Origin of the sequence: Lachnoclostridium sp. MSJ-17 (assembly GCF_018918205.1) — a bacterium.
Taxonomy (GTDB): Bacteria; Bacillota; Clostridia; order Oscillospirales; family Acutalibacteraceae; genus Ruminococcoides.
The window spans coordinates 24,083-44,191 of record NZ_JAHLQB010000057.1; the positions used below are offsets into that span (position 1 = coordinate 24,083).

The 20,109-nt window shown below is 51.2% G+C and carries 20 protein-coding genes and 1 tRNA gene; 10 read left to right on the top strand and 11 right to left on the bottom strand.

The annotated features are described in order from the left end of the window. Positions 1-35: 35 nt before the first annotated feature. On the bottom strand, positions 36-530 hold the full coding sequence (locus KQI64_RS05215) for a hypothetical protein (RefSeq protein ID WP_216523675.1): 495 nt from the start codon (positions 528-530) through the stop codon (positions 36-38). Positions 531-691: 161 nt separating this feature from the next. On the opposite strand from KQI64_RS05215, the gene KQI64_RS05220 reads away from it, so the two are divergent. The 5 genes from KQI64_RS05220 to KQI64_RS05240 are packed head-to-tail and all read left to right on the top strand — an operon-like array spanning position 692 to position 4,987. Continuing rightward, the gene (locus KQI64_RS05220) at positions 692-2,308 is read left to right on the top strand and encodes a DUF1653 domain-containing protein (protein ID WP_216523676.1); all 1,617 of its coding nucleotides are present in this window, start codon (positions 692-694) and stop codon (positions 2,306-2,308) included. Next, positions 2,305-2,670, top strand: coding sequence for a NusG domain II-containing protein (locus KQI64_RS05225; RefSeq protein ID WP_216523677.1), 366 nt, complete (start codon positions 2,305-2,307; stop codon positions 2,668-2,670). The genes KQI64_RS05220 and KQI64_RS05225 overlap by 4 nt, the downstream gene beginning before the upstream one ends. Before the next feature lie 3 nt (positions 2,671-2,673). Beyond that, positions 2,674-3,171: a Gx transporter family protein gene (locus KQI64_RS05230; protein WP_216523678.1), complete on the top strand. Its 498-nt coding sequence runs from the start codon at positions 2,674-2,676 to the stop codon at positions 3,169-3,171. Between the two features lie 50 nt (positions 3,172-3,221). Then, positions 3,222-3,641, top strand: coding sequence for a hypothetical protein (locus tag KQI64_RS05235; protein WP_216523679.1), 420 nt, complete (start codon positions 3,222-3,224; stop codon positions 3,639-3,641). Between the two features lie 2 nt (positions 3,642-3,643). Then, entirely contained in the window at positions 3,644-4,987 is a 1,344-nt protein-coding gene (locus KQI64_RS05240; protein ID WP_216523680.1) for a peptidoglycan-binding protein, read from the top strand. 41 nt (positions 4,988-5,028) lie between these two features. Here the strand turns inward: KQI64_RS05240 and recD2 are convergent, their stop codons facing one another. Both recD2 and KQI64_RS05250 read right to left on the bottom strand, forming a co-directional pair. Continuing rightward, positions 5,029-7,254: an SF1B family DNA helicase RecD2 gene (recD2, locus tag KQI64_RS05245; protein ID WP_216523681.1), complete on the bottom strand. Its 2,226-nt coding sequence runs from the start codon at positions 7,252-7,254 to the stop codon at positions 5,029-5,031. Between the two features lie 4 nt (positions 7,255-7,258). Then, positions 7,259-7,588 carry a hypothetical protein gene (locus KQI64_RS05250; protein ID WP_216523682.1) on the bottom strand — a complete coding sequence of 110 codons (330 nt, stop codon included), beginning with the start codon at positions 7,586-7,588 and terminating at the stop codon, positions 7,259-7,261. A 100-nt stretch (positions 7,589-7,688) separates the two neighbouring features. On the opposite strand from KQI64_RS05250, the gene KQI64_RS05255 reads away from it, so the two are divergent. Beyond that, the gene (locus KQI64_RS05255; RefSeq protein ID WP_216523683.1) at positions 7,689-7,883 is read left to right on the top strand and encodes a DUF1540 domain-containing protein; all 195 of its coding nucleotides are present in this window, start codon (positions 7,689-7,691) and stop codon (positions 7,881-7,883) included. Between the two features lie 33 nt (positions 7,884-7,916). Here the strand turns inward: KQI64_RS05255 and hslO are convergent, their stop codons facing one another. The 8 genes from hslO to KQI64_RS05295 form a co-directional block, all read right to left on the bottom strand. Next, positions 7,917-8,801, bottom strand: coding sequence for an Hsp33 family molecular chaperone HslO (gene hslO / locus KQI64_RS05260; protein ID WP_216523684.1), 885 nt, complete (start codon positions 8,799-8,801; stop codon positions 7,917-7,919). 3 nt (positions 8,802-8,804) lie between these two features. Continuing rightward, complete coding sequence (locus tag KQI64_RS05265; RefSeq protein WP_216523685.1) at positions 8,805-9,539, bottom strand: class I SAM-dependent DNA methyltransferase; 735 nt, start codon at positions 9,537-9,539, stop codon at positions 8,805-8,807. Next, the gene (locus tag KQI64_RS05270; RefSeq protein WP_216523686.1) at positions 9,536-9,832 is read right to left on the bottom strand and encodes a YerC/YecD family TrpR-related protein; all 297 of its coding nucleotides are present in this window, start codon (positions 9,830-9,832) and stop codon (positions 9,536-9,538) included. Before KQI64_RS05270 ends, KQI64_RS05265 begins: the two co-directional genes overlap by 4 nt. Before the next feature lie 138 nt (positions 9,833-9,970). Beyond that, a complete protein-coding gene (locus KQI64_RS05275) occupies positions 9,971-12,589 on the bottom strand; it encodes an Ig-like domain-containing protein (RefSeq protein WP_216523687.1) in 2,619 nt (872 codons plus the stop codon). A gap of 297 nt (positions 12,590-12,886) precedes the next feature. Next, on the bottom strand, positions 12,887-13,591 hold the full coding sequence (locus tag KQI64_RS05280; RefSeq protein WP_216523688.1) for a glutamine amidotransferase: 705 nt from the start codon (positions 13,589-13,591) through the stop codon (positions 12,887-12,889). Position 13,592: 1 nt separating this feature from the next. After that, entirely contained in the window at positions 13,593-14,918 is a 1,326-nt protein-coding gene (locus KQI64_RS05285) for a Mur ligase family protein (RefSeq protein ID WP_216523689.1), read from the bottom strand. Positions 14,919-15,005: 87 nt separating this feature from the next. After that, on the bottom strand, positions 15,006-15,557 hold the full coding sequence (locus KQI64_RS05290) for an adenylyltransferase/cytidyltransferase family protein (RefSeq protein ID WP_216523690.1): 552 nt from the start codon (positions 15,555-15,557) through the stop codon (positions 15,006-15,008). Positions 15,558-15,569: 12 nt separating this feature from the next. After that, complete coding sequence (locus KQI64_RS05295; RefSeq protein WP_216523691.1) at positions 15,570-16,094, bottom strand: cysteine hydrolase family protein; 525 nt, start codon at positions 16,092-16,094, stop codon at positions 15,570-15,572. Between the two features lie 288 nt (positions 16,095-16,382). Here KQI64_RS05295 and KQI64_RS05300 point away from each other — a divergent pair, with 288 nt between their 5' ends. The 4 genes from KQI64_RS05300 to KQI64_RS05315 all read left to right on the top strand — a co-directional run bounded on the left by KQI64_RS05300 (position 16,383) and on the right by KQI64_RS05315 (position 19,997). Then, entirely contained in the window at positions 16,383-17,204 is an 822-nt protein-coding gene (locus tag KQI64_RS05300; protein WP_216523692.1) for an ABC transporter permease, read from the top strand. 15 nt (positions 17,205-17,219) lie between these two features. Beyond that, a complete protein-coding gene (locus KQI64_RS05305; protein WP_201428856.1) occupies positions 17,220-17,966 on the top strand; it encodes an ABC transporter ATP-binding protein in 747 nt (248 codons plus the stop codon). Then, positions 17,966-19,816, top strand: coding sequence for a LicD family protein (locus tag KQI64_RS05310; RefSeq protein ID WP_216523693.1), 1,851 nt, complete (start codon positions 17,966-17,968; stop codon positions 19,814-19,816). The genes KQI64_RS05305 and KQI64_RS05310 overlap by 1 nt, the downstream gene beginning before the upstream one ends. A 94-nt stretch (positions 19,817-19,910) precedes the next feature. Next, positions 19,911-19,997 (top strand) — tRNA-Leu (locus tag KQI64_RS05315). Positions 19,998-20,109 lie beyond the last annotated feature (112 nt).

Sequence of the window (20,109 nt, forward strand, 5' to 3'; positions counted from 1 at the left end):
ACGAACCGCCGTTTTTTCAAAGCGCTTTAATGCGCTTATTTTTTTTCGATATTTTCCGCTTTTTCTTTATCCGACGGCGCAGAGAAGCGCGCGAAAATCGAGAAAACGGTGAGGAAGCTGATCAGTATGTACAGAAGCAGGGCGAGCATTGAGCCGAGCGAGATAAGGTTGATCGTCACTATGGTCAGAATCGAAACAACGCCGAGCAGACAGCAGAGGATAGAAACGACGTTTTTCTTGTTTGACTGCCTGTCGAGCACGCAGAAGAAAAAGCCGACGATCGGAATCACCAGAAAGATGAAGTTCAGCGGGATCATCGTGTTGATCGCGGAGTATTCCGACGAGGACAAGCCGATGTCATTTCCCGCGCCTAATGCGCTGAGCATATCAAAAACGGAGTTTGAATAGATTTTTCCGTTCATGCTGTACTGATAGTAAGGCATTGAGCAGAGCACTATTTCGAGAAGGTAAAACACCCACATGGCGGTTCTCAGGCGTTTGCGGGTTTTATTTTCGGGAATTTTATTCATAATGTCCTCCAAAACACAAATTTTTACAAAAGATATTGTATCATAAAACTTCGATTTGCACAATAGGGAATTTTGTGATATAATATAAATCCGATTATTCCATGACCGCAACGGTTGTGTTTCAATAATCCATATTTTTCGCATTGCAAAGGAGAACCACTATGAGTTACATTAATGAAAGCATTATTTACAATATTTATCCGCTGGGTTTTTGCGGAGCTCCCCGTGACAACGACGGTCAGCTCAACTACAGGCTTGATAAAATATTCGACTGTATTGACCACTTCAAACGTCTGGGTATCAACGCTCTTGTATTCAACCCTCTGTTTGAGAGCTCGCACCACGGCTACGACACCATCGATTACCGCAGGGTCGACTGCCGTCTCGGCGACAATGAGTCTTTCAAAAAAATCTGCAGCGCCCTGCACGAAAACGGAATCAGAATTATCCTCGACGGCGTTTTCAACCACGTCGGCAGAGATTTCTTCGCGTTCAAGGACGTTCAGGAAAAGAAGTGGGATTCGCGCTACTGCGGATGGTTTCAGAACCTGAACTTTGACGGAAGAAGCTGCTACGGAGATCCCTTCTGGTACGAGGGCTGGGCAGGTCACTACGACCTCGTTAAGCTCAACCTGCGCAATGACGAGGTAGTCAACTACCTTCTCGGCTCCGTTGAGATGTGGATAAACGAGTTCGGCATCGACGGTCTGCGCCTTGACGCCGCGGACGTTATCGACCCGGAGTTCTTCAAGAAGCTCAAGAACCTCTGCAAGTCCAAAAAGCCTGATTTCTGGCTCTACGGTGAGATCACCCACGGCGACTACAACAGGATCGCAAACAAGGATATGCTCGACTCCGTTACAAACTACGAGTGTTACAAGGGCATTTACTCCAGTCATAACGACCACAACTACTTTGAGATCGCGCACTCCATGAACCGTCAGTTCGCAAACGGCGGCATTTATCAGAATATCTACACCTATAACTTCGTTGACAACCACGACGTAAACCGCGTGGCGAGCGTTCTGCGCGACAAGAACCACCTCTATAACGTATACACCATGCTCTACACCATGCCGGGCGTGCCGTCGATCTACTACGGCAGCGAATACGCCGTTGAGGGAAAACGCACCCGCGACTCGGACTACGACCTGCGTCCCTGCCTCGACCTCAACAACATTCCCAACGCAAATTATCAGCTCTGCGATCACATCGTAAAGCTCGGCAAGGTAAGGCTTGCGCTAGAGGCTCTCAAGTACGGCAAGTTCGAAAACGTGAACATCATGAACGAGAAGCTCGTTTTCAAGCGTTACACTGACAATCAGACCGTTTTCATTATGTTTAACCTCACCGACCACGAAGAAAGAGTCGGCTTTGACTCGCGCTGCAATGCAAAGCTTACCGACGTGCTCAACGGCAATCAGGTATTCGACTGCAACGGCTGGTGCGAGCTTCCCGTACCCGCATACTCAACAAGAATTCTCGTTGTAAACGACGGCAGCTTCAGGGTCGACCTTGAGAGCGAGAATATTTCCGCTCCCGTGAAAAACGAAGAACCCAAAAAGGCTGAAGATGAGGTAACTGTCGGAGCACATTACCGCCACTTCAAGGGCAATGAGTACGAGGTCACAGGCTTTGCCAAGCACAGCGAAACCGGCGACAGACTCGTAATCTACAAGTCGCTCTCAGACGGCGAGGTCTGGGCAAGGCCTTACAACATGTTCGTTGAGACCATCTGGGACAACGGCAGACAGATCAAGCGCTTCGAAAAAATATGAAAGTCAAGGTCATGATTGCGGCAGCTGCGCTGATTTTCGTCATAGGGATCGCCGGCAGCGTATTTGTTCTCTGTTCGCCCTCAAAAAGCAGGGTCAATATCGTTCGCGACGGCGAGGTGCTGTATTCTCTCGACCTGTCAAAGGAGGAGAACCGCAGCTTTGTCATCGGGTACGGCGACAGCAGCAACACTGTTGAGATAAAGGACGGCAGGATCCGCGTATCTGAGGCGGAATGTCCCGACAAAACCTGTGTGCGCACCGGTTGGCTGAGCTCCTCGGCTATGCCTATCGTGTGCCTGCCCAATCACCTGATCATCGAATTCGCGGACGAAAGCGGCGGAATTGACGCGCTGGCGGAGTGATTTATGAAACCGAAACGACTGGCTGAGCTCGCCGTGCTGACGGCAGTCTCGCTGATTATCTTCATCATAGAGCTGCGGATACCTAACCCCTTCCCTATTCCCGGGATAAAGCTCGGGCTCGCTAACATAATTACCGTCTACGCCGTGTACCATTACAAGGCGTATGAAACCGCGATGATCGTCGCGGTGCGGCTGATACTCGGCTCGGTTTTCAGCGGGAACATATCGGCATTGATTTACAGCGCCTCGGGAAGCATTCTCTGCCTTATCGGTATGCTGCTGCTAAAACGAGTGATCGATGAAAATCACATCTGGCTCTCGAGCGTTTTCGGGGCGGTGCTGCACAACACAGGTCAGATGGTGGCGGCTGTTCTCGTCACACAGACATTGGGGCTTGTCGCGTATTATCCGTTTCTGCTCGTATCGGGCTGCCTTGCCGGACTGTTTACGGGACTTTGCGCACAGCTGTTGATTCCGAGGATCCGCAGAATAAAAAAATAAACAATAATCTCCTTTCATCATATTATAGAGCGATGAAAGGAGATATTTTTATGCCTGTAAACAATCAGAAAATCAGCGGCGAGACGCCGTTCAAGCCCGAATACGACGAATTTATCAACGAATACCGCGGCAGAGGGTCTCTAAAGGTGCAGACCAGCGTGGCTAAAGAGGCGTTCCCAATAAAAAACGCGTTTGTGGAGGTTGCGCTGATCTACAACGGCAAGCGTTATTCCATTTACAACGACGTGACGGATAATTCGGGCATCGTCAACGAGATAGTGCTGCCGTCGCGGCTTGCGGAAGCTACCCAGACGCCCGAATCAGCCGCGTTGGGCGAGCCTGAGTACCTGATTTCGGTATTTCACCCCGGTTTTGAGGAAATAATCGACGCTCCCGTCATTATTCACGACAGGGTCGAAACGATTCTTCCGCTGAGTCTGAACCCCTGCAACGGACAAACGGAGGGCTGAGTATGGCGACGACCCCCGTTATCCCCACCACAATCACGGTGCATCTCGGCAGACCGAACCAGAACGCCGAGAACATCACCATTCCGTTTACCGACTACATCAAAAACGTCGCCTCGAGCGAGATTTACCCCACCTGGCCTGAGGCGGCGATACGCGCGAATATCCTGGCGCAGATATCGTTCGCTCTCAACCGCGTCTACACGGAATTTTACCGCAGCCGCGGGTATGACTTCGATATCACCAACACGACCGCGTTTGATCAGGCGTACACAAAGGACGGCGAGGTTTATGAAAATATCAGCCGTATCACCGACGAGATTTTTAACAACTACCTTGTCCGCACCGGAAGCGTCGAGCCGCTGTTTGCCCAGTTCTGCGACGGCTACAACACGACCTGCCCCGGTCTGTCACAGTGGGGTACCGTGGCGCTCGCAAACAACGGCATGAGTCCGCTCGAGATCCTACGTTTCTACTTTGGCGACAATGTGAGCATAGTGTTCAACGCGCCGATAAGCGACAACACGCAGTCCTACCCCGGCGTCGCGCTCAGAAGGGGCAGCTTCGGCGACGATGTGGTGATTATCAAACGCGAGCTCAACCGCATAGCGCAGAACTATCCCGCTATCCCAAAAATCCGCTTCACAAACGGCGTATTTGACCTTGAAACAGAAAACGCGGTTAAAAAATTCCAGGAGATTTTCAGTCTTGACCCCGACGGAATCGTCGGAAAGGCGACGTGGTACAAAATAAAACAGATTTTTGCGAGCGTCAAGCAGCTTTCCGACCTCACGAGCGAAGGTCTGACTATTTCCGAAATATCGCGGCGGTACACGCGAGAGCTTCGCCCGGGAAGTCAGGGTCTTGACGTTGAGGCGCTTCAATACTACCTCGCGTTTATCGGGTACTTCTATCCGTACCTGCCGCCGATTCCGATCACGGGGTATTTCGGCGAAATGACCCGCGACGCGGTGTTCGCGTTCCAGAGCTACTACGGGCTGCCTGTCACGGGAGTGGTCGACGGCAATGTTTTCGCAAAGGTAGAGCAGGTGTACCGCGACGCTGTCTCGGAGCTGCCCGCGAATTACCAAAGCGCGATAGGCGAACCGTACCCCGGGCGGTTCCTGACCGAGGGTGACCGAGGAGAAAGCGTGAGGATAATCCAGGGATATCTCAACAAAATCGGAGAAAACGTACCGGAAATACCCGTGATTGCGGTCGACGGAATCTTCGGCAGGCTCACAAAGGGCGCCGTTATCGCGTTTCAGCAGTACCTCGGAATTGAGGAAACGGGAGCGATAGGTCCCGTGGAATGGGCGGAAATCATCACCCTGGGTAATAATCTTTAAACTTCAAACGGCTCAGGACAAATCGCCTGAGCCGTAATTTATTATTCTTTATTTGAATAAATGCTGTCGTCCCTTTCGAGAAAATAACGCAAACCGCTGTACCGCTTCGTCTGGCGGTTGTTGTTTACCATCAGCTCGACGGTATAGGGATTGCCGACGAGAATAAGCTTTTCCTTCGCGCGTGTCACGGCGGTATAGAGAAGATTGCGGTAATATAGTCTGCTCGGTCCCGGGAAAGCGGGAATGATTACGCAGTCAAACTCGTTTCCCTGACTTTTGTGGACGGTGACAGCGTACGCGAATTCAAGCTCTGACGCGTTTTCGTAGCTGAGCGCGGCGATCTTGTCGAAAAAGCGTATCCTGAACAGCTTGCTCTTGCGGTCAATCGAGAGGATCACTCCGATGTCGCCGTTGTACACTCCCTCGCCTGTTTCTCCGTCGTCACGCTCCCAGCGGATATCGTAGTTATTCTTGGTCTGCATGACCTTGTCGCCGACGCGGAAGGTCTTTCCGCCGACCGTCGCCTCCTCCTTGCAGTCAGCCTTGGGATTGAGTGCATCCTGCAATCTCAGGTTAAGCTCACCGGTGCCGAGCTCACCTTTCTTGGAGGGACAGAGAACCTGTATGCTCTCAATCGGCGAATAGCCGTACGCCTTTGGCAGCCGCCTTGTGCAAAGCTCGAGAATTGTATTCGTGATGTCCGCCTTGTTTGCGCGCGGCATGAAGAAAAAGTCGTTGTCAGCCGAGCTGAGAACGGGCATCTGACCGTTGACAATGCGGTGCGCGTTCGTGACGATAAGGCTCTGCTGCGCCTGACGGAAGATTTTTGACAGGCTGACGACAGGAAGCGCCTTGCTCGCGATCAGATCGCCCAGAACATTTCCCGCGCCGACCGACGGAAGCTGGTCGGAGTCGCCGACAAGAATCAAACGGCAGCCCACAGGCAGAGCGCGGAGCACGCTCTCGAAAATATTTACGTCCACCATCGACATCTCGTCGATGATCAAAGCCTCGCATTTGAGCAGATTTTTCTCGTTCTTGCCGAAAACAGGCTTGTCCTCTCTGTCCCACGCGACCTCGAGGAGCCTGTGCAGGGTCTTAGCCTCGTTGCCCGTAAGCTCGGTCATTCGCTGCGCCGCTCTGCCCGTTGGAGCCGCGAGAAAAACACGCTGACCGCAGCGCTGCAATATTTTGATAATTGCGTTGAGAGTCGTCGTCTTGCCGGTGCCCGGACCTCCCGTAAGTATCAGAAAGCCCTCGGAAAGCGCCATCTGAATCGCCTGCTTCTGCAGACCGTCGTAGATGATACCGTCCGATTTCTCGCATATCCCGATTGCGTTGTCAATACCGCGCAGGCTCTCCGCAGGAAAGCTCTTGAGCAGCTTAAGGCGCGACGAGATATAGACCTCGGTTATATACATGCTCTGGCGGAAGATGAATTCCCTGCCGTCAAAGCTCTCGGATACGAGCGAGCGGTCAAAAATCAGCTGCTCCATATTTTCACCGACGCTCTGAGCCTCAACCTCGAGGAACCTTGCCGCGGTATCGGTGAGAACGTCGCGCGGAAGGCATGTGTGACCGTTGCCCTCGTTACGGCGCAGAATGTAGAGAATACCCGCGCAGACGCGTATCGATGAATCTCCGCCGAGGTTTTCGCGGATCGCGATCCTGTCGGCGCTCTCGAAGCTGACTCCGAAATCACCCTCGCACAGGATATAGGGATTTTCCTTTATCATTCTGACCGTCGCAGAACCGAGCGCCTTGAAAATCCTTATCGCCGCGGCGTTTGAGATACCGAATTCACCGAGGAATATTATAAGCGTGCGGACGCCCTCGTTAGACTTCAGCTGTGCCGAAAACTCCGCCGCCTTTTCCGCGCTGATTCCGCGCAGCATCGATACGCGCTCCGGCTCGTTTTCCATAACCTCAAGGGTGTTTTCGCCGAAAGCGTCCACCAATCTTCTGGCAGTGGACGGTCCTATTCCCTTTACCGCGCCCGAAGCAAGGTAGCGCAATATATCCGCGGCTCCCGTAGGACGCTCGATCTCGCAGGTCTGAGCGGAGAACTGCACGCCGTAGCTCTTATGCTCGGTAAAGCTGCCGAGCATTCTCGCTTTATCGCCGGCGTTTACCTGCGGCATTACGCCCACGGCGGTCATTTCCTCGCCGTCAACCTCGATTTCAAGCACAGTATAGCCGTTGTCCTCGTTTCTGTATACAATTCTTTCGACGCTCCCAACGATCTGGAGCATATTTTTTTCTTCCATAGAATTATCCAAAAAGCTCGCCCTTCAATTCTTCCTTTGTCATCAGCTTCAAAAATCCGTAGTCCCTGCACACGGTCTCGCATATTTTTCGGGTATGCTCGTCGAGGTCGCAGTCAAGACAGACCGCACAGCTTCGCCTGCCTCTGCCCCATCTGAGCTTTTCGGCAGCGCTCCTCAGTACGAATTCGGCGTTGTCGCCGTCGTTTACGGGGGTCACAAACAGAACGGAGTGCTCCTCCCTGTACGAAAAAAGCCGAAGCGACAGCTCCCTGACGATCGACGCGGCTCCGATCACCGCGAGCGTCACCAATATTACAGCCGAAACGACGTTCATAAAAATCACCTCGCTACAGTTTATCGGATTTTTTCATTTTTGTGCGAATATTTGCCGCCTCACGGGGCACGCTAATAATACATTATAAATCGAGGTGAATATGGTGGACAACAAGTACGCGAACCAGTGCATCGCCTGTACGGTTTCGAGCTGCAAGCATCACAATGACAAAAAGGATTACTGCTCGCTCGAGAAAATCACCGTCGGCATTCACGACACACGTCCCGCCGAATACCCCTGCACTAACTGCAGGAGCTTTCAGCTGAAATCCGATTACGATTTCAGCGAGTGTTAAAACACAGGGCGACCGATGGTCGCCCAAAATCTTTTATGAGTTTTTTTCTTTGATCAGGCGCTCGAGGTCGTCGCTCGTGAAGGTGTAGCGCTTGTTGCAGAACTGGCACACAGCCTCGGTTTTTCCGCTCTCGTCGGGAAGGGTTCTGATATCCTCGTCGCTCATGGTCATGAAGTAACGCTCGAGCTTTTCGCGCGAGCAGGAGCATACATAGTTCACGGGATTCTCGTCGAGAACCTCGACCTCAAAGCCCTGCAGAGCCGCCTTGCAGATGTCGAGAATACTCATGCCCTTCGCAAGCATTGTAGTAACCGGCTCGAGGTTTTTGACATTCTCCTCAAGCCTGTCAACAGCCTCGTCGTACGCGCCGGGCAAAAGCTGGATAAGCAAGCCGCCCGCGAGAAGAACCTCGCCGTCATCCTTGTTGAGAAGAACGCCTAGAGCACATACCGTCGGAATCTGCTCAGAGGTCGCGAAGTAGTTCGTGATATCCTCGGCGATTTCGCCGCTGCACAGCTCGACCTGTCCGATGTACGGGTCGCCGGTGCCGTAGTCGCGCATAACGCTTAAAGTGCCGTTTTTGCCGACCGCCTTCGCGACGTTGATTTTGCCGCTGTTATAGTATTCGGTCGGACAGGCTGGATTCTCAACGTAGCCGCGCACGTTTCCGCGGCTGTCACCTACCGCCACGACAGCTCCCATCTCACCGTCGCCGAGCACGCGGAGATTGATGAAGGCATCGGGCTGCTTGAGCATATTGCCCATCATCGAGGTGGCACAGAGAAGTCTGCCCAGCGCCGCCGTCGCGCTGCGGCTGAGGTTATGCAGCTTTTTGGCGGTGAATACTATATCCGACGCGTCGATAGACGAAGCCATAATCGCGCCGTCGCTTGTAATACAGCGTATGATTTTATCCATATTCTATCCTTTCTTTTTCGCGATATACACCGCGCGCTGTTCGTCGTCCGCGGGATCCTCGCGCGTGAAGTCTCCGTAAACGGCAATAAGCTCAAAGTCTGCCCTTTCGAGAGCGTTTTTCAGCTCCTCACGCGTATATGCCCGTTCAAAAAACTGCTCGCTGTAACGCTGATATGAGCCGTCCTCCTGTTCCTCGAAGAAATCGAGAAGGATCTCGGTCAGAGCTCCGTCCTCCGTAACGTTCTGCCATGCGCAGAAAACAGTGTCGTTTTCGATCGTAAAAGCGTTGTTTCCGAGTACCTCGCGGTGCTTGTACGGGGTGTTTACATCAAAAATAAAAAGCCCTCCGCCGTTCATATGCCTTCCGACGCCGGAAAAAGCAGCCTCAACGTCTGACAGCTCGGTCAGATGGTTGACACTGTCAAGGGTGCAGAAGCAGGTGTCGATATTCTCAGCAAGCTCAAGCCTTCTCATATCCTGACAGATATACAGAATACCGTCGCCGCGCATGGCTTCGCAGAGCATATCCTCGCTTCCGTCGACGCCGAACACATTTACTCCGCGCGATTTCAGCTCACGGGTCAGCGAGCCTGTGCCGCAGGCGAGGTCAAGACAAAGACCGGTTTCATGATCGAGCTTCGCACACAGGTCAAGCAGGTATTCCGCACGCTCCGGATAGCGCGCGTCCTCCATGAGCGAATCGTAGAACCGTGCGAAATCGCTGTAGCTTCCCGTCATGATTTGCCGTTTATCTTGTCGAGAACGAGAGAGTAGCCGTATGTATCGTTATCAAAAAGCGAGCGTTTTACGCGGCTGATGGTAGCAGTGGAAGCGCCTGTCTCCTTGACTATTTCGGTGTAAACCTTCTTTTCGGTGAGCATCTTTGCGACGACAAGACGCTGTGACATCGCCTTGAGCTCAGCGCTTGTGCATAAATCCTCAAAAAAGCGGTAGCAGTCCTCCTTGCTTTCGAGGGAAAGTATCGCGTCAAACAAAAAATCCGTCGCGTCATTTTTCAGCTTGGAATTCATAGTTGCCTCCTTGGAGCATTCCGCATAATTTCATACTCTAAAATTTTACCATATAAAAGCGTAAAAGTCAAAGCATTTTCAAAATTATTTATCACACGAAAAAAGAACGGCGGGAAAAATCCTGCCGTTCATAATAATTCAGCTTATGTTAATGACCTTGACCTCGCAGTTTACAGACTTGCCGTTGTGCGTCGTCGCGGTGATTATCGCGCCGCCTGTTGACTTCGCTGTCAGCTCGCCTGTTTCGCTGTTGACCTTGCAGACGACCGGGTCGCTGGACTTGTAGGTCACGGTCGACATTCCGCCCTCAAGTATCGCCTCAAGCTGCGCGGTTTCGCCTGTCTTGAGGGAAACGTTCGTCTTGTTGAGCGAGATAGACTTCGGCGGCGGACCGACTGTGATCTCACATGTCGCCTTGAGTCCGTTGAAGGTCGAAGCGGTGACGGTCGCCGTACCCATTGTAACGGCAAACAGATTGCCCTTCTGGTCGATCCTGATTACGCTCTCGTCGCTCGACGAGAAGGTTATCGCTGAAGCGGAGCCCTCGTTGATGCTCGCCTTGAGAGTCAGTCTTTCGCCTGAACCGATATCGAGCTTGGTCTTGTCAAGCTTGATTGAGCCAGGCGCTTTTTTGACGATGATATTGCAGCTCGCGGGCTTCTCGTTGTAGGTCTTTGCTACGACGGTAGCAGTGCCTGTCTTTTTTGCCGTAACAAGTCCGCCGATCTTCTCTACATCAACGCTGTCGGAGTTGTTCGAGTAGTAGTAAATCTTCTGAGCCGCAGAGCCCTCGGGAAGTGTGCTGTTCAGATCAAACTGCTCTCCCTCGCCGAGAGTTAGCATGTTTTTGTTGAGAGTAATGCTGTCGGGAGCGTCGAATACCTGAACATAGCTCGACGCCGAAACGCCGTTGCCCGAGGTGACAGTGACCTCGCAAGAGCCCTTGCCTACTGCGCGGATCCTGCCGTCGTACTCAACCTTCGCGACGCTCGGGTCGCTTGTCGTCCACATGTAGCAGGTCTTTGCTCCCGCGGGCGACGATGTTATCGAATAAACGTAGCTCTCTCCTATGCCCATTGTGATCCTGTTCCAGTTGAGTGAAATCGACTCAAGCTCAGCCTCGGCGCTGTAGTTTTTGCCTGAGGTCGCCTTGGCGTCCTTCGCCTCATAAACGGCTTTGTATTTGTACTCGCGGATAGTGTTTCCGCTGACGTTTGAAATCTTTGACTTGCTCATCGCGGCGACTCCGCAGTCCTTTGTGCCGCTGATGTAGTTGTTCTTGACTGCCTGCGCAGAGCTTGAATTGTTGAGCTGGATAGCGTCCGCTCCCGAATCGGCAACACGGCAGTCGGAAATTGTGCCTATCCACGAATCGTCTGCGTAAATGCCGCTGTTGAGGCTGCCCTCGATATCGCAGCCGCTGATCGTCTTTACAACGCTGTCGTCGGTCATCGCGATGCCGTGGTACTTTACCTTGTCAAATGAGTTCGCGGAACAGCGGACAAGGTTGTTGCCCATATCAACACAGCTCGCGTCGCTGAGCTGTATTCCGTAGCCGCTGCAGTCAACGGTATTGCCGAATATCCTGATGCCGGTGATATAGTAATCGCCCTTCGGCAGAGCTCCGCTGCCGTCCTCAAAGGCTGAGTACTTCTTGGAAACTACCTTGCCGATTACGGATATACCCGCGTACTGGTAAGGCGCGTAGATGTCCTTTACAGTGCCGCAGTTCTTGATCGTGTTGTCTGATATTAGAATATTGCTGTCGGTCGGCCGGATATAGTCCTCGGAGATGTCGGTCGAGGTATTTCCCTCATTTGCAAGAACACTTGCGGGATACATTCCCTGACCTCCGTCAAACATTGAGTAAATCGCGATTCCTCTGGGTGTACCGTCAATGACATTGCCGGAAATCTCAACATTTTTCCAGTTCATGCCCTGAATCGCGGCGCTCGTCATATCGGTGAAGGTATTATTACGGATCTTGACTCCGTCAAACGGCGCGTTCAGGATCGCGGTGTGGGTGCCTATTCCTCTGGGGCAGTTGACAAAGTCGCAGTTTTCGATGCGGATATTCTTCATCGTCAGCGCTTCGGAACGGCACTGAACGATATGACCGCTCTTCAGAATATCGAGCTGGATAGCCTCGTAGCCTACCTCGTCCTCGTCCATGATCTGATCGCGCAAGGAGCAATCGAGGATATTGAAGCCGTCGACTCCCGCGATTTCCATCATATGACCGTTATGCTCGTTCTGGAAGGTCACGCCCTTCATTGTGAAGTTCTTTGCGTGAGCGACCTTGATCATCGTGTTTGAGGTGCCGCCGCCGTCGAAAATTCCGCCCTCGACGAGAATATTCGAGTGAGCGTCATAGCCGATCGCGCCGGAATCCTCAGTGTCGTAATCGCCGGTACGGAGCATATTCGCGGTCGCTTCAGGATCGCGGTTGAGTGTGACTCCGCCGAGAGATAAAATTGTGTTGCTGTATATATGAAGCGCCCTTGTGAGGTCGTAGCTGCCCGGCTCTACCGTAACGCGGTAGACATTGTTCTCGCTCGCGCCGCATCTCGCGGTATCGAGAGCCGACTGTATTGCGCTGTAGGTGCCGTAGTCGCTGATCTGCGAGGCACGGACAAACAGCTCGGTCTGTTCGGTCAAATCAGCGCTTGACGTCTGCGCGTTCGCGGCTGTGCAAAAGGCGGTCGCCACAGCGAGAGAAATCAGGACAGCCGCGGTTTTTTTGAATAAACCTCTCAAAAGCTCACCTCCAAAATTCTATATTAAAATTCTCCAAAAGAAAGTTCCATTTTATTGTACCCGATTTGATTACAAAAGTCAACCATATTTGTCATTTTTTCACAGAGAATTCACAGAAATTTTTTGATGATTTTTGTAGTTTAAGAACATATTTCAAAACGATTTATGTATAATTGGATAAATACGCTTTTGAATAGTTACATCGATGTAACATTTCGGAGCGTAAAAAACAAAAGGCGTGCAACGGGTACACGCCTTTCTTCACATTCACATAATAATTCAATTGAAAAAACTGTCTTACTGCTCCATTCGCGCCTGTAATTCCCGCACAGTCACCTCGTAGCCCTTGACAGCTAACGGATTCGGCTCAGCGTCTTTGCCGGTGACAAGCTTGTTGATATAGGTCAGGAATTCGGGGTTTTTCATCAAAACGGGACCTGTTAGGTGTGTGCAGAAAAGATTGTTCAGCCGCACGCCCTCTCCTGTACTGTCGGAACAGTTGGAAAGACCGAGCTTGACGGTGAACATGGGCTTGTCAATTCCCTTGATTTCGCTGCATTTGTTGATGAATCCTACAAGCGGACGGCTGAGAAAATCCGCCGTGAATACCGCGTCGGCAGTGTTGCGCGTCTTGTTCTGCTCCGTTACGGTAAAATCAAAGAGGTTCAGCCCGGCATAAGTCCTGCCGTCGCAGTCCTCAATGGTCTTGCCGAGCATTTCAAAGGAGTTGCCGGTCAGAAGCGCGACCTTGCCGCTGTCGACGTACGCCTTGAACGCGTCTCTTCTCGGAATGAAATCGGCGAGAACGGACTTCTGTCCGCGCTCTGTGCCGGAACCGATATAGACAAAATCGAACTCGGAAAAATCTACATCGTCGCCGTAGCTCTTCTTTATTACCTCGCAGGACTCGCCTGTTTTTATTATCATATCGCGAATCGCGAGAACATTGGCGTACTCGCCGTAGAGGTTCATTACGTCGTGGTACAAATGTAAAATCTTCATATCATTCACCCTTTACCCGCGCGAGGAACTTGCCCTTATCCGAGAAGCAGGTGATCGCGTAGATATACTCCTTCCTGTCGCTGTCGAGATAGCTGACAGCCTCGTTGATATCCTCAAAGCAGTGAATTCTCTCCGCGGGAATATCAGTGTACTCGAACCTGAGCGCGAGGTCGTTGACATACTTGCCCGCAAGGACGATCTGTCCGACATTATCGCTGTTGAGCATATCAAAATCGATATCCCACAGCCACGAGACGTCGCTTGTAAAATACTTTCTGCTGACCGCGTCGACGATTATCATTACGTCGCAGCCCTCCTTGTAAGCGGAGGCAACCCGAAGGCTCTGGTCGTAGGAAATGCTGTTCTCGTGCTTTGAGGTGAGCAGGGTTCCGCGGCGGCTGCCGAGCTCAAAGGTGATGACTCTGCCGTTTTTCAGCACGTAGTCGTTCATATCAGCGGCGATTTCCGCTCCGTCGATACCGGCAATGCGGGCTACGGTGTACGCGGAAAGGATATTGTATATATTATAAAGGGATTTAAGCGCGAGGGTGATGCGGTACTTGCCGTCGATCACCATCTCGCCGCCGTCGAGGTCAACCGAGGTGATGGTATAATCAGTGTCGTGACGCTTGTAGCCGCAGGAAGTGCAGGCGTAGTGACCGATATGGTTATAGTGGTAGGTGGAAAAATTCATCGGCTTGCGGCAAACGGGACAGTAAGCTCCGTCGTTGTAGGCACTGACAAGTGTGTCGGTATCTGACGAGAGCTTGTCCGCTCCGAACCAGATAACGTCCTTTTTATCCTTGCCGAAGAGCGATACAAGCGGGTCGTCGGCGTTCAGGATAAGCTGAGTGCCGTCGCAGATGCTGTCGCTGAGCGCGTCGAAAACCCATTCGGGATGTCCGTTGCGGGTCAGCTGGTCGCGGTAAAGATTTGTAATGACATAGTGCGTGGGCTTGATGAACCTGAAGGTGTAGCGCGCAAAACGTTCGTCGCTTTCGATCAACAGAATATCGCTCTTTACCTTTCCGCCGAGGGTGGCGTTGCTGAGAACAAGAGTAGTCACGCCCTCGATCTGATTTGAGCCCTCGCGGTTCCACGCGACCTTTTTACCGTTCTTGCCGAGAATATGCGCGATCATCTCAACGGTAGAGGTCTTGCCGTTCGAGCCTGTGACCGCGATGATGTAATCGGGCAATGACACCCTGCTGAGAATATCGGGACAGAGCTTGAGCGCGATCTGTCCGGGCAAGCTGCTGCCCTTGCCGATGAGCTTTCCGACAAAACGCAGGAGCTTACATACCAAAATCGTAATAAAAACCTTCATACGCGCCTCCAAATCAAAAACTAATACCTATTATACGCCTTTCGCACTGTTTTTTCAAGGGCTTTTGCCATTACCGCAGCCTTTGAATCAAATACTGTCAGTAAACATATTGTCCTTTGCTGCGAGCACGGCGGCTTTCATTTCGTCGTAGTCGTCCCAAAGCGGCTTTGGAGTGTATTTTTTCCACTCGTCAAGCCTGTCCTCAATGAAAAACTCACGCATGCGCGAGGCGGACATATCGATGATCTTCGAAACGTACAGCTCAGCAACCGACACGCCCTCAACGCTGTCAAACCAGCTGACTCTGCGTTCTTCCTTGCCCGAGACGAGCAGATCAGGCGCCTTTCCGAAGCGTTCCCTGACGTTTTTGAGCACGTAGTCGCCCCATTTTGACGTATTGCCGACGCCGATATCGGGCAGAGGATAGATCTCGACCGTATCGCCGAACACCTCGCGGAGAAAACGCTCTCTCTGTTCATAAGTATAGGGATTCTTGGCGGTTCCACTCTCCTGCGACGAACCTACGAAGATCCCGACCTTTTCGCAGACGGCAGCCGCCTTTTCTATCATGTACACATGACCCGTGTGCAGGGTCTGGAAGCGGCCTACGGTCACACCCAGCTCAAACGGCTTATTCATGCAATAACCCCCTCAGATAACGTCGATCTGGCAGCTTCTCATTGTGGCGAGAGCCGCCTTGTGAGCCTGAACGGTAACTCCCGCGCAGCAGGCTGAGTCAACTGCTATGGGCTTCTCCGGAAAATTCGCCTTGAGCAGCAGCGCGTTGCTGACGACGCAGATGTCCGTACACAAGCCGATAGTTTCAATCGAAAAATCCTCTTCACCTGCGGCGGCTTCAATCAGCTTCGGAAGCTTTACCGAGCCGAAGGTTGGCTTTTCAACCGTCATGTACTCTCTGTTTTCTAGCGCTGACGCGACGCTTTTGTCGAGCTTCCAGCCGTCGGTACCCTTTATGCAGTGCGGCACAGGAAGCTTTCTGCCCTCGGCGGTTTCGGAATAGTTATCATAATGAGTATCTAGGGTTACGAAAATTTCTCCGTCAAAGCTCTTTATCTTTTCAACGACCTTCTCAACTATCGCTGCAGCCTCGCTGCTTCCGAGTGCGCCGTCGACAAAGTCCTTCTGCATATCCACAACAACCAAAAAACGCTTCATGAGCTATTCCTTCTCCTCTGTCATTTCAGTAATCTTAGCATGATAATATCACATTGTGATTATCACGTCAACACTAATTTGAGCAATTTGCGGAACTGCCCTTTTCCGTCGAAAAATAAGGCGGAAATGATTGACAAATCGGGGAAATGTACTATAATGGTATTAGTATGGACAAGTGTGCAAACACGCGTCTCACGGAGGTGAAAAGCTCTTGTAATTTTGCCGTCATTTTGAGTAAATCCAACTGTTATTTGTATATTTTCTCTATACGTTTAAGGAGGTTGTTTTTTGATTACTTCGATTTTCAAGGAACACAAGGGATTTGGAAAGCAAATCTTTCTGCTCGCCAAAAACGAGCTGATTAAAACATACAAGGGCGCCGTTATCGGTCCCGGCTGGGCGGTCGTTAAACCCGCCTTCACGGTATTCGTATACTGGTTCGCGTTCTCCGTCGGAATCAAGACCATGAAAACCATGCACGTTAACCTCGGAAGCCACGACCCGTTTTCGATCGACTTCTTTACCTTCATGTTCATCGGCATCATTCCGTGGTTTTTCATTCAGGACAGCATTATTCAGGGCGCAAAAACCCTGAGAACCAACAGGCAGTTTATCACCAAGGTAAAGTTCCCTGTATCGACTATTCTCACCTACACATCGATCTCGAGGCTGTATGTACACCTGATGCTGATGGTGCTGATGTACGCTTACGTGTTCTTCGCTATCGGTCCGAGCTGGTACAATCTGCAGTTCTTCTTCTATTGTCCGCTGATGTTCATGTTCTTCCTGGCGCTGTCGTGGTCGACTGCTCCGATGTCAGCGTTCAGCAAGGACTTTGAGAGCCTTATCGTTTCGATCATGTCGGGTATCTTCTGGCTGTCAGGCATTATGTACGACTCCTACAGCTTCCAGGAGCCGCTGAAATTCATTATGCTCCTCAATCCTATCAACTTCTTCGCGAACGGATACCGCAACTGCTTCCTCTACCACAGACCCTTCTTCTATTACAAAACGGAGCTTGCCGTTTTCCTCGCGGAATTCATCTTCGTTTTCGCGCTCGGCATCTTCAACTACAACCGACTCAGGAAAAAGCTTCCTGACGTACTTTGATTCGGAGGGAAAGCAATGTCTGAGGCGATTATTACTTTCAAAAACGTAAGCAAGACCTACATTCTCTACAAAAACGACCAGGCGCGCTTCAAGGCTCTGTTCTTCAAGCCGCGCAATCCCAAGACAAACAAGGCGCTCAACGACGTTTCCTTCGAAATATACCGCGGTGAGTCCGTCGGCATCGTCGGCGACAACGGCGCAGGTAAATCCACTCTGCTCAAGATGATCACCGGCGTTGCCTTCCCCGACGAGGGCGAGATCATCGTTAACGGCAAGGTCGCGGCTCTGCTCGAGCTGACCGCAGGCTTCTCGATGGAGATGACAGGCAGAGAGAACATCTACCTCAAGGGCTACATTCTCGGTCTTGAGGACGCGTACATAAAGCAAATCGAGGAGAGAATCATCGATTTCGCCGAGCTCGGCGATTACATCGACCAGCCTGTCAGAACGTACTCGAGCGGTATGAAAATGCGTCTCGGCTTCGCGATCAACGTAAATATCGAGCCTGACGTGCTTGTTGTCGACGAGGCTCTCTCCGTCGGCGACGCGAGCTTCAAGAGAAAGTGCAAGGACAAAATCAAGGAGATAATCTCGGCAGGCACTACGGTTCTCTACGTAAGCCACAACGCCGAATCCGTCCGCGAGATCTGTCCGCGCTCGATTTACCTGAGAAAAGGCACCGTTATTTTTGACGGCAATACAGACGAAACCCTCAAGGTCTATCAGGACTACAAGGCAGCTCAGAAAAATAAGAAAAAATAATGAAAAATAAATTAACCGATTTCCAGGCAGACTGGGCGGCAATGCCGCAGGTCGAAAAGGAACAGATCTTAAAATTAAAAAACAAAACTATCGTAGTCAGCGGACATTCTCTTGCCCGCTGTCTTTGCTATGCGCTGATTTATCAGAATGAAACACGGAGCCTCGGCTGCAAAATCGTTCTGGCGGCTCGCGACAAGAGCCTGATTGACGAGATGTTCGCGGAGCTGATACTGCGCGACGACTTTGATTTTGTCGATTATAATTCTATTTCAGAAATAAACAAAGCAGATTTCATCGTCCACACGGGCTTCTGCAATGAGAGGATCTCTGATTTTTCAGAAGATTTCAAGAGGGAAATCAACCTCGCGCAGGATATTTCCGCCCTTGCTCAGAAAACAGGCGCTCCTTTGATTCTGCTCAGCGACAGCAGGGTTTACGGCAACCCGAAGCCGCATAGGATTTACGCGGAAAACGAGTACGCGGACCTTGTCAACACAGACGCGGCAAATGTGGAAAACCAGCTTGTCAGGACAATTGAAGCGATGTTTAACTGCGAGAAAAAAGCGCGCGGTTTTGAACTGACAACACTTCGCACGGGTATTATTCTCGGCGCACATTCGGGAATCGAAAGCTTCCTCGATCCGATTTTCAAGGCAGTAGCTGAAGGCAAAGAAACCTCGCTGTTTAACTCAAAGCAAAAATACTCGTTTGTATACCTGACCGATGTGCTACGCTCGATAATTTACGCCATGAACGTGCTTGACAGAAATCAAGTCTACAACACAGCGGGTATAAACTCAACCGTTTCTACGGCGACAATCGCCGCTGTTCTCCATGACGTTTACGGCGATGCGGCCAAAATCGCGCTGACTGACGGCGAAGAGCTCAACCACTCACCCATCGCAACGGGTAAAATCGAAACATACGGCTGTTCAGCCGCGTTAAAGCTCGAAACCGCGCTTGAGCTGTGCGTTATGAGCTATATGAAAACCACCGAGGGTATGCAGCTTCCGAACACTCACGACGGCAGACTCGACGCGATTCAGCAGATTCAGCTCGCCTATCTGCTTGAGGTTGACAGGATTTGCCGCAAGCACAATATCAAGTATTTTCTCGGCGGCGGCACGCTTCTCGGCGCAATCAGGCACAAGGGCTTTATTCCGTGGGACGATGACTCCGACATCATGATGCTGCGCGAAGACTACGACAAGTTCTGCAAAATCGCCGCTGACGAGCTGCCCGCAAACATGAGCTTTCAGTCAAACAAAACCGACAAAAGCTGCTTTTATGAATTTGCCAAGCTGCGCGTTAACGGCACAGCCTTCGCTACGGAATTCGCCAAAGAACACAAGACAATGCACAACGGCATCGCGTTCGATATTTTCTGTCACGACAAGACAGCCAACTCACGCTTCGGTCAGAAGATACACCTTGCTATGACTATCTTCACCCGCGCGCTCGTTTTCAACAAATGGAATCACCGCAAAACTGAAAACGGCAGTAGAATCCAGACCGCTGTAACGAATCTCTGCGTAAAGCTCTTCCCCATCAGGTTCAGTCTTTGGCTGATGAATCATACTATTTCATTCTTTAAAAGAAAAAAGAATGCCAAATATCTTTACGACGGCATGGGCAGGAATGTGTATAACGGCGTATTCCCCATAAACTTGCTCGACAAGGCTGTTTACGTTGATTTTGAGGGATATTCGCTGCCTCTCCCGGAAAAATATGACGAGTATCTGCGCTTCCTGTACGGCGACTACATGCAGCTGGCGCCGCTGAGCACAAGGCTCGGCTGCCACGAAATCCTGCTCTGCGATATAGGCAAGTATGACGGATTGAACAAATAAACGAATTTTTCAAAAAAGCCCGAATTTGTCATTGACAAGCGGGTTTTTTTATGATAAAATAATATTTGTGGTTGGCAAACCGCAAAGTTAATAAGCAGGTATGGCGGAATTGGCAGACGCGCATGGTTCAGGTCCATGTGAAAGCAATTTCATGCAGGTTCAAGTCCTGTTACCTGCACCAAGCGACAATAATCCGAACCTTCTCCCTGTTGGAGACGGGTTCGGATTTGTCTTTTTCTACGCTTATCCGAACTTTAACAGTAAGATTGATAGATTTGTTCGTTAGGTATAAG

Bases quoted from the DNA above. Each gene is read 5' to 3' on its own strand.
- KQI64_RS05265 (WP_216523685.1), bottom strand. From the start codon at position 9,539: ATGACGGGAAGCTACAGCGATTTCGCACGGTTCTACGATTCGCTCATG.
- KQI64_RS05295 (WP_216523691.1), bottom strand. From the start codon at position 16,094: ATGAAGCGTTTTTTGGTTGTTGTGGATATGCAGAAGGACTTTGTCGAC.
- KQI64_RS05280 (WP_216523688.1), bottom strand. From the start codon at position 13,591: ATGAAGATTTTACATTTGTACCACGACGTAATGAACCTCTACGGCGAG.
- recD2 (WP_216523681.1), bottom strand. From the start codon at position 7,254: ATGGAAGAAAAAAATATGCTCCAGATCGTTGGGAGCGTCGAAAGAATT.
- KQI64_RS05310 (WP_216523693.1), top strand. From the start codon at position 17,966: ATGAAAAATAAATTAACCGATTTCCAGGCAGACTGGGCGGCAATGCCG.
- KQI64_RS05270 (WP_216523686.1), bottom strand. From the start codon at position 9,832: ATGAATTCCAAGCTGAAAAATGACGCGACGGATTTTTTGTTTGACGCG.
- KQI64_RS05305 (WP_201428856.1), top strand. From the start codon at position 17,220: ATGTCTGAGGCGATTATTACTTTCAAAAACGTAAGCAAGACCTACATT.
- KQI64_RS05230 (WP_216523678.1), top strand. From the start codon at position 2,674: ATGAAACCGAAACGACTGGCTGAGCTCGCCGTGCTGACGGCAGTCTCG.
- KQI64_RS05215 (WP_216523675.1), bottom strand. From the start codon at position 530: ATGAATAAAATTCCCGAAAATAAAACCCGCAAACGCCTGAGAACCGCC.
- KQI64_RS05250 (WP_216523682.1), bottom strand. From the start codon at position 7,588: ATGAACGTCGTTTCGGCTGTAATATTGGTGACGCTCGCGGTGATCGGA.
- KQI64_RS05220 (WP_216523676.1), top strand. From the start codon at position 692: ATGAGTTACATTAATGAAAGCATTATTTACAATATTTATCCGCTGGGT.
- KQI64_RS05225 (WP_216523677.1), top strand. From the start codon at position 2,305: ATGAAAGTCAAGGTCATGATTGCGGCAGCTGCGCTGATTTTCGTCATA.
- KQI64_RS05290 (WP_216523690.1), bottom strand. From the start codon at position 15,557: ATGAATAAGCCGTTTGAGCTGGGTGTGACCGTAGGCCGCTTCCAGACC.
- KQI64_RS05285 (WP_216523689.1), bottom strand. From the start codon at position 14,918: ATGAAGGTTTTTATTACGATTTTGGTATGTAAGCTCCTGCGTTTTGTC.
- KQI64_RS05240 (WP_216523680.1), top strand. From the start codon at position 3,644: ATGGCGACGACCCCCGTTATCCCCACCACAATCACGGTGCATCTCGGC.
- KQI64_RS05255 (WP_216523683.1), top strand. From the start codon at position 7,689: ATGGTGGACAACAAGTACGCGAACCAGTGCATCGCCTGTACGGTTTCG.
- KQI64_RS05235 (WP_216523679.1), top strand. From the start codon at position 3,222: ATGCCTGTAAACAATCAGAAAATCAGCGGCGAGACGCCGTTCAAGCCC.
- hslO (WP_216523684.1), bottom strand. From the start codon at position 8,801: ATGGATAAAATCATACGCTGTATTACAAGCGACGGCGCGATTATGGCT.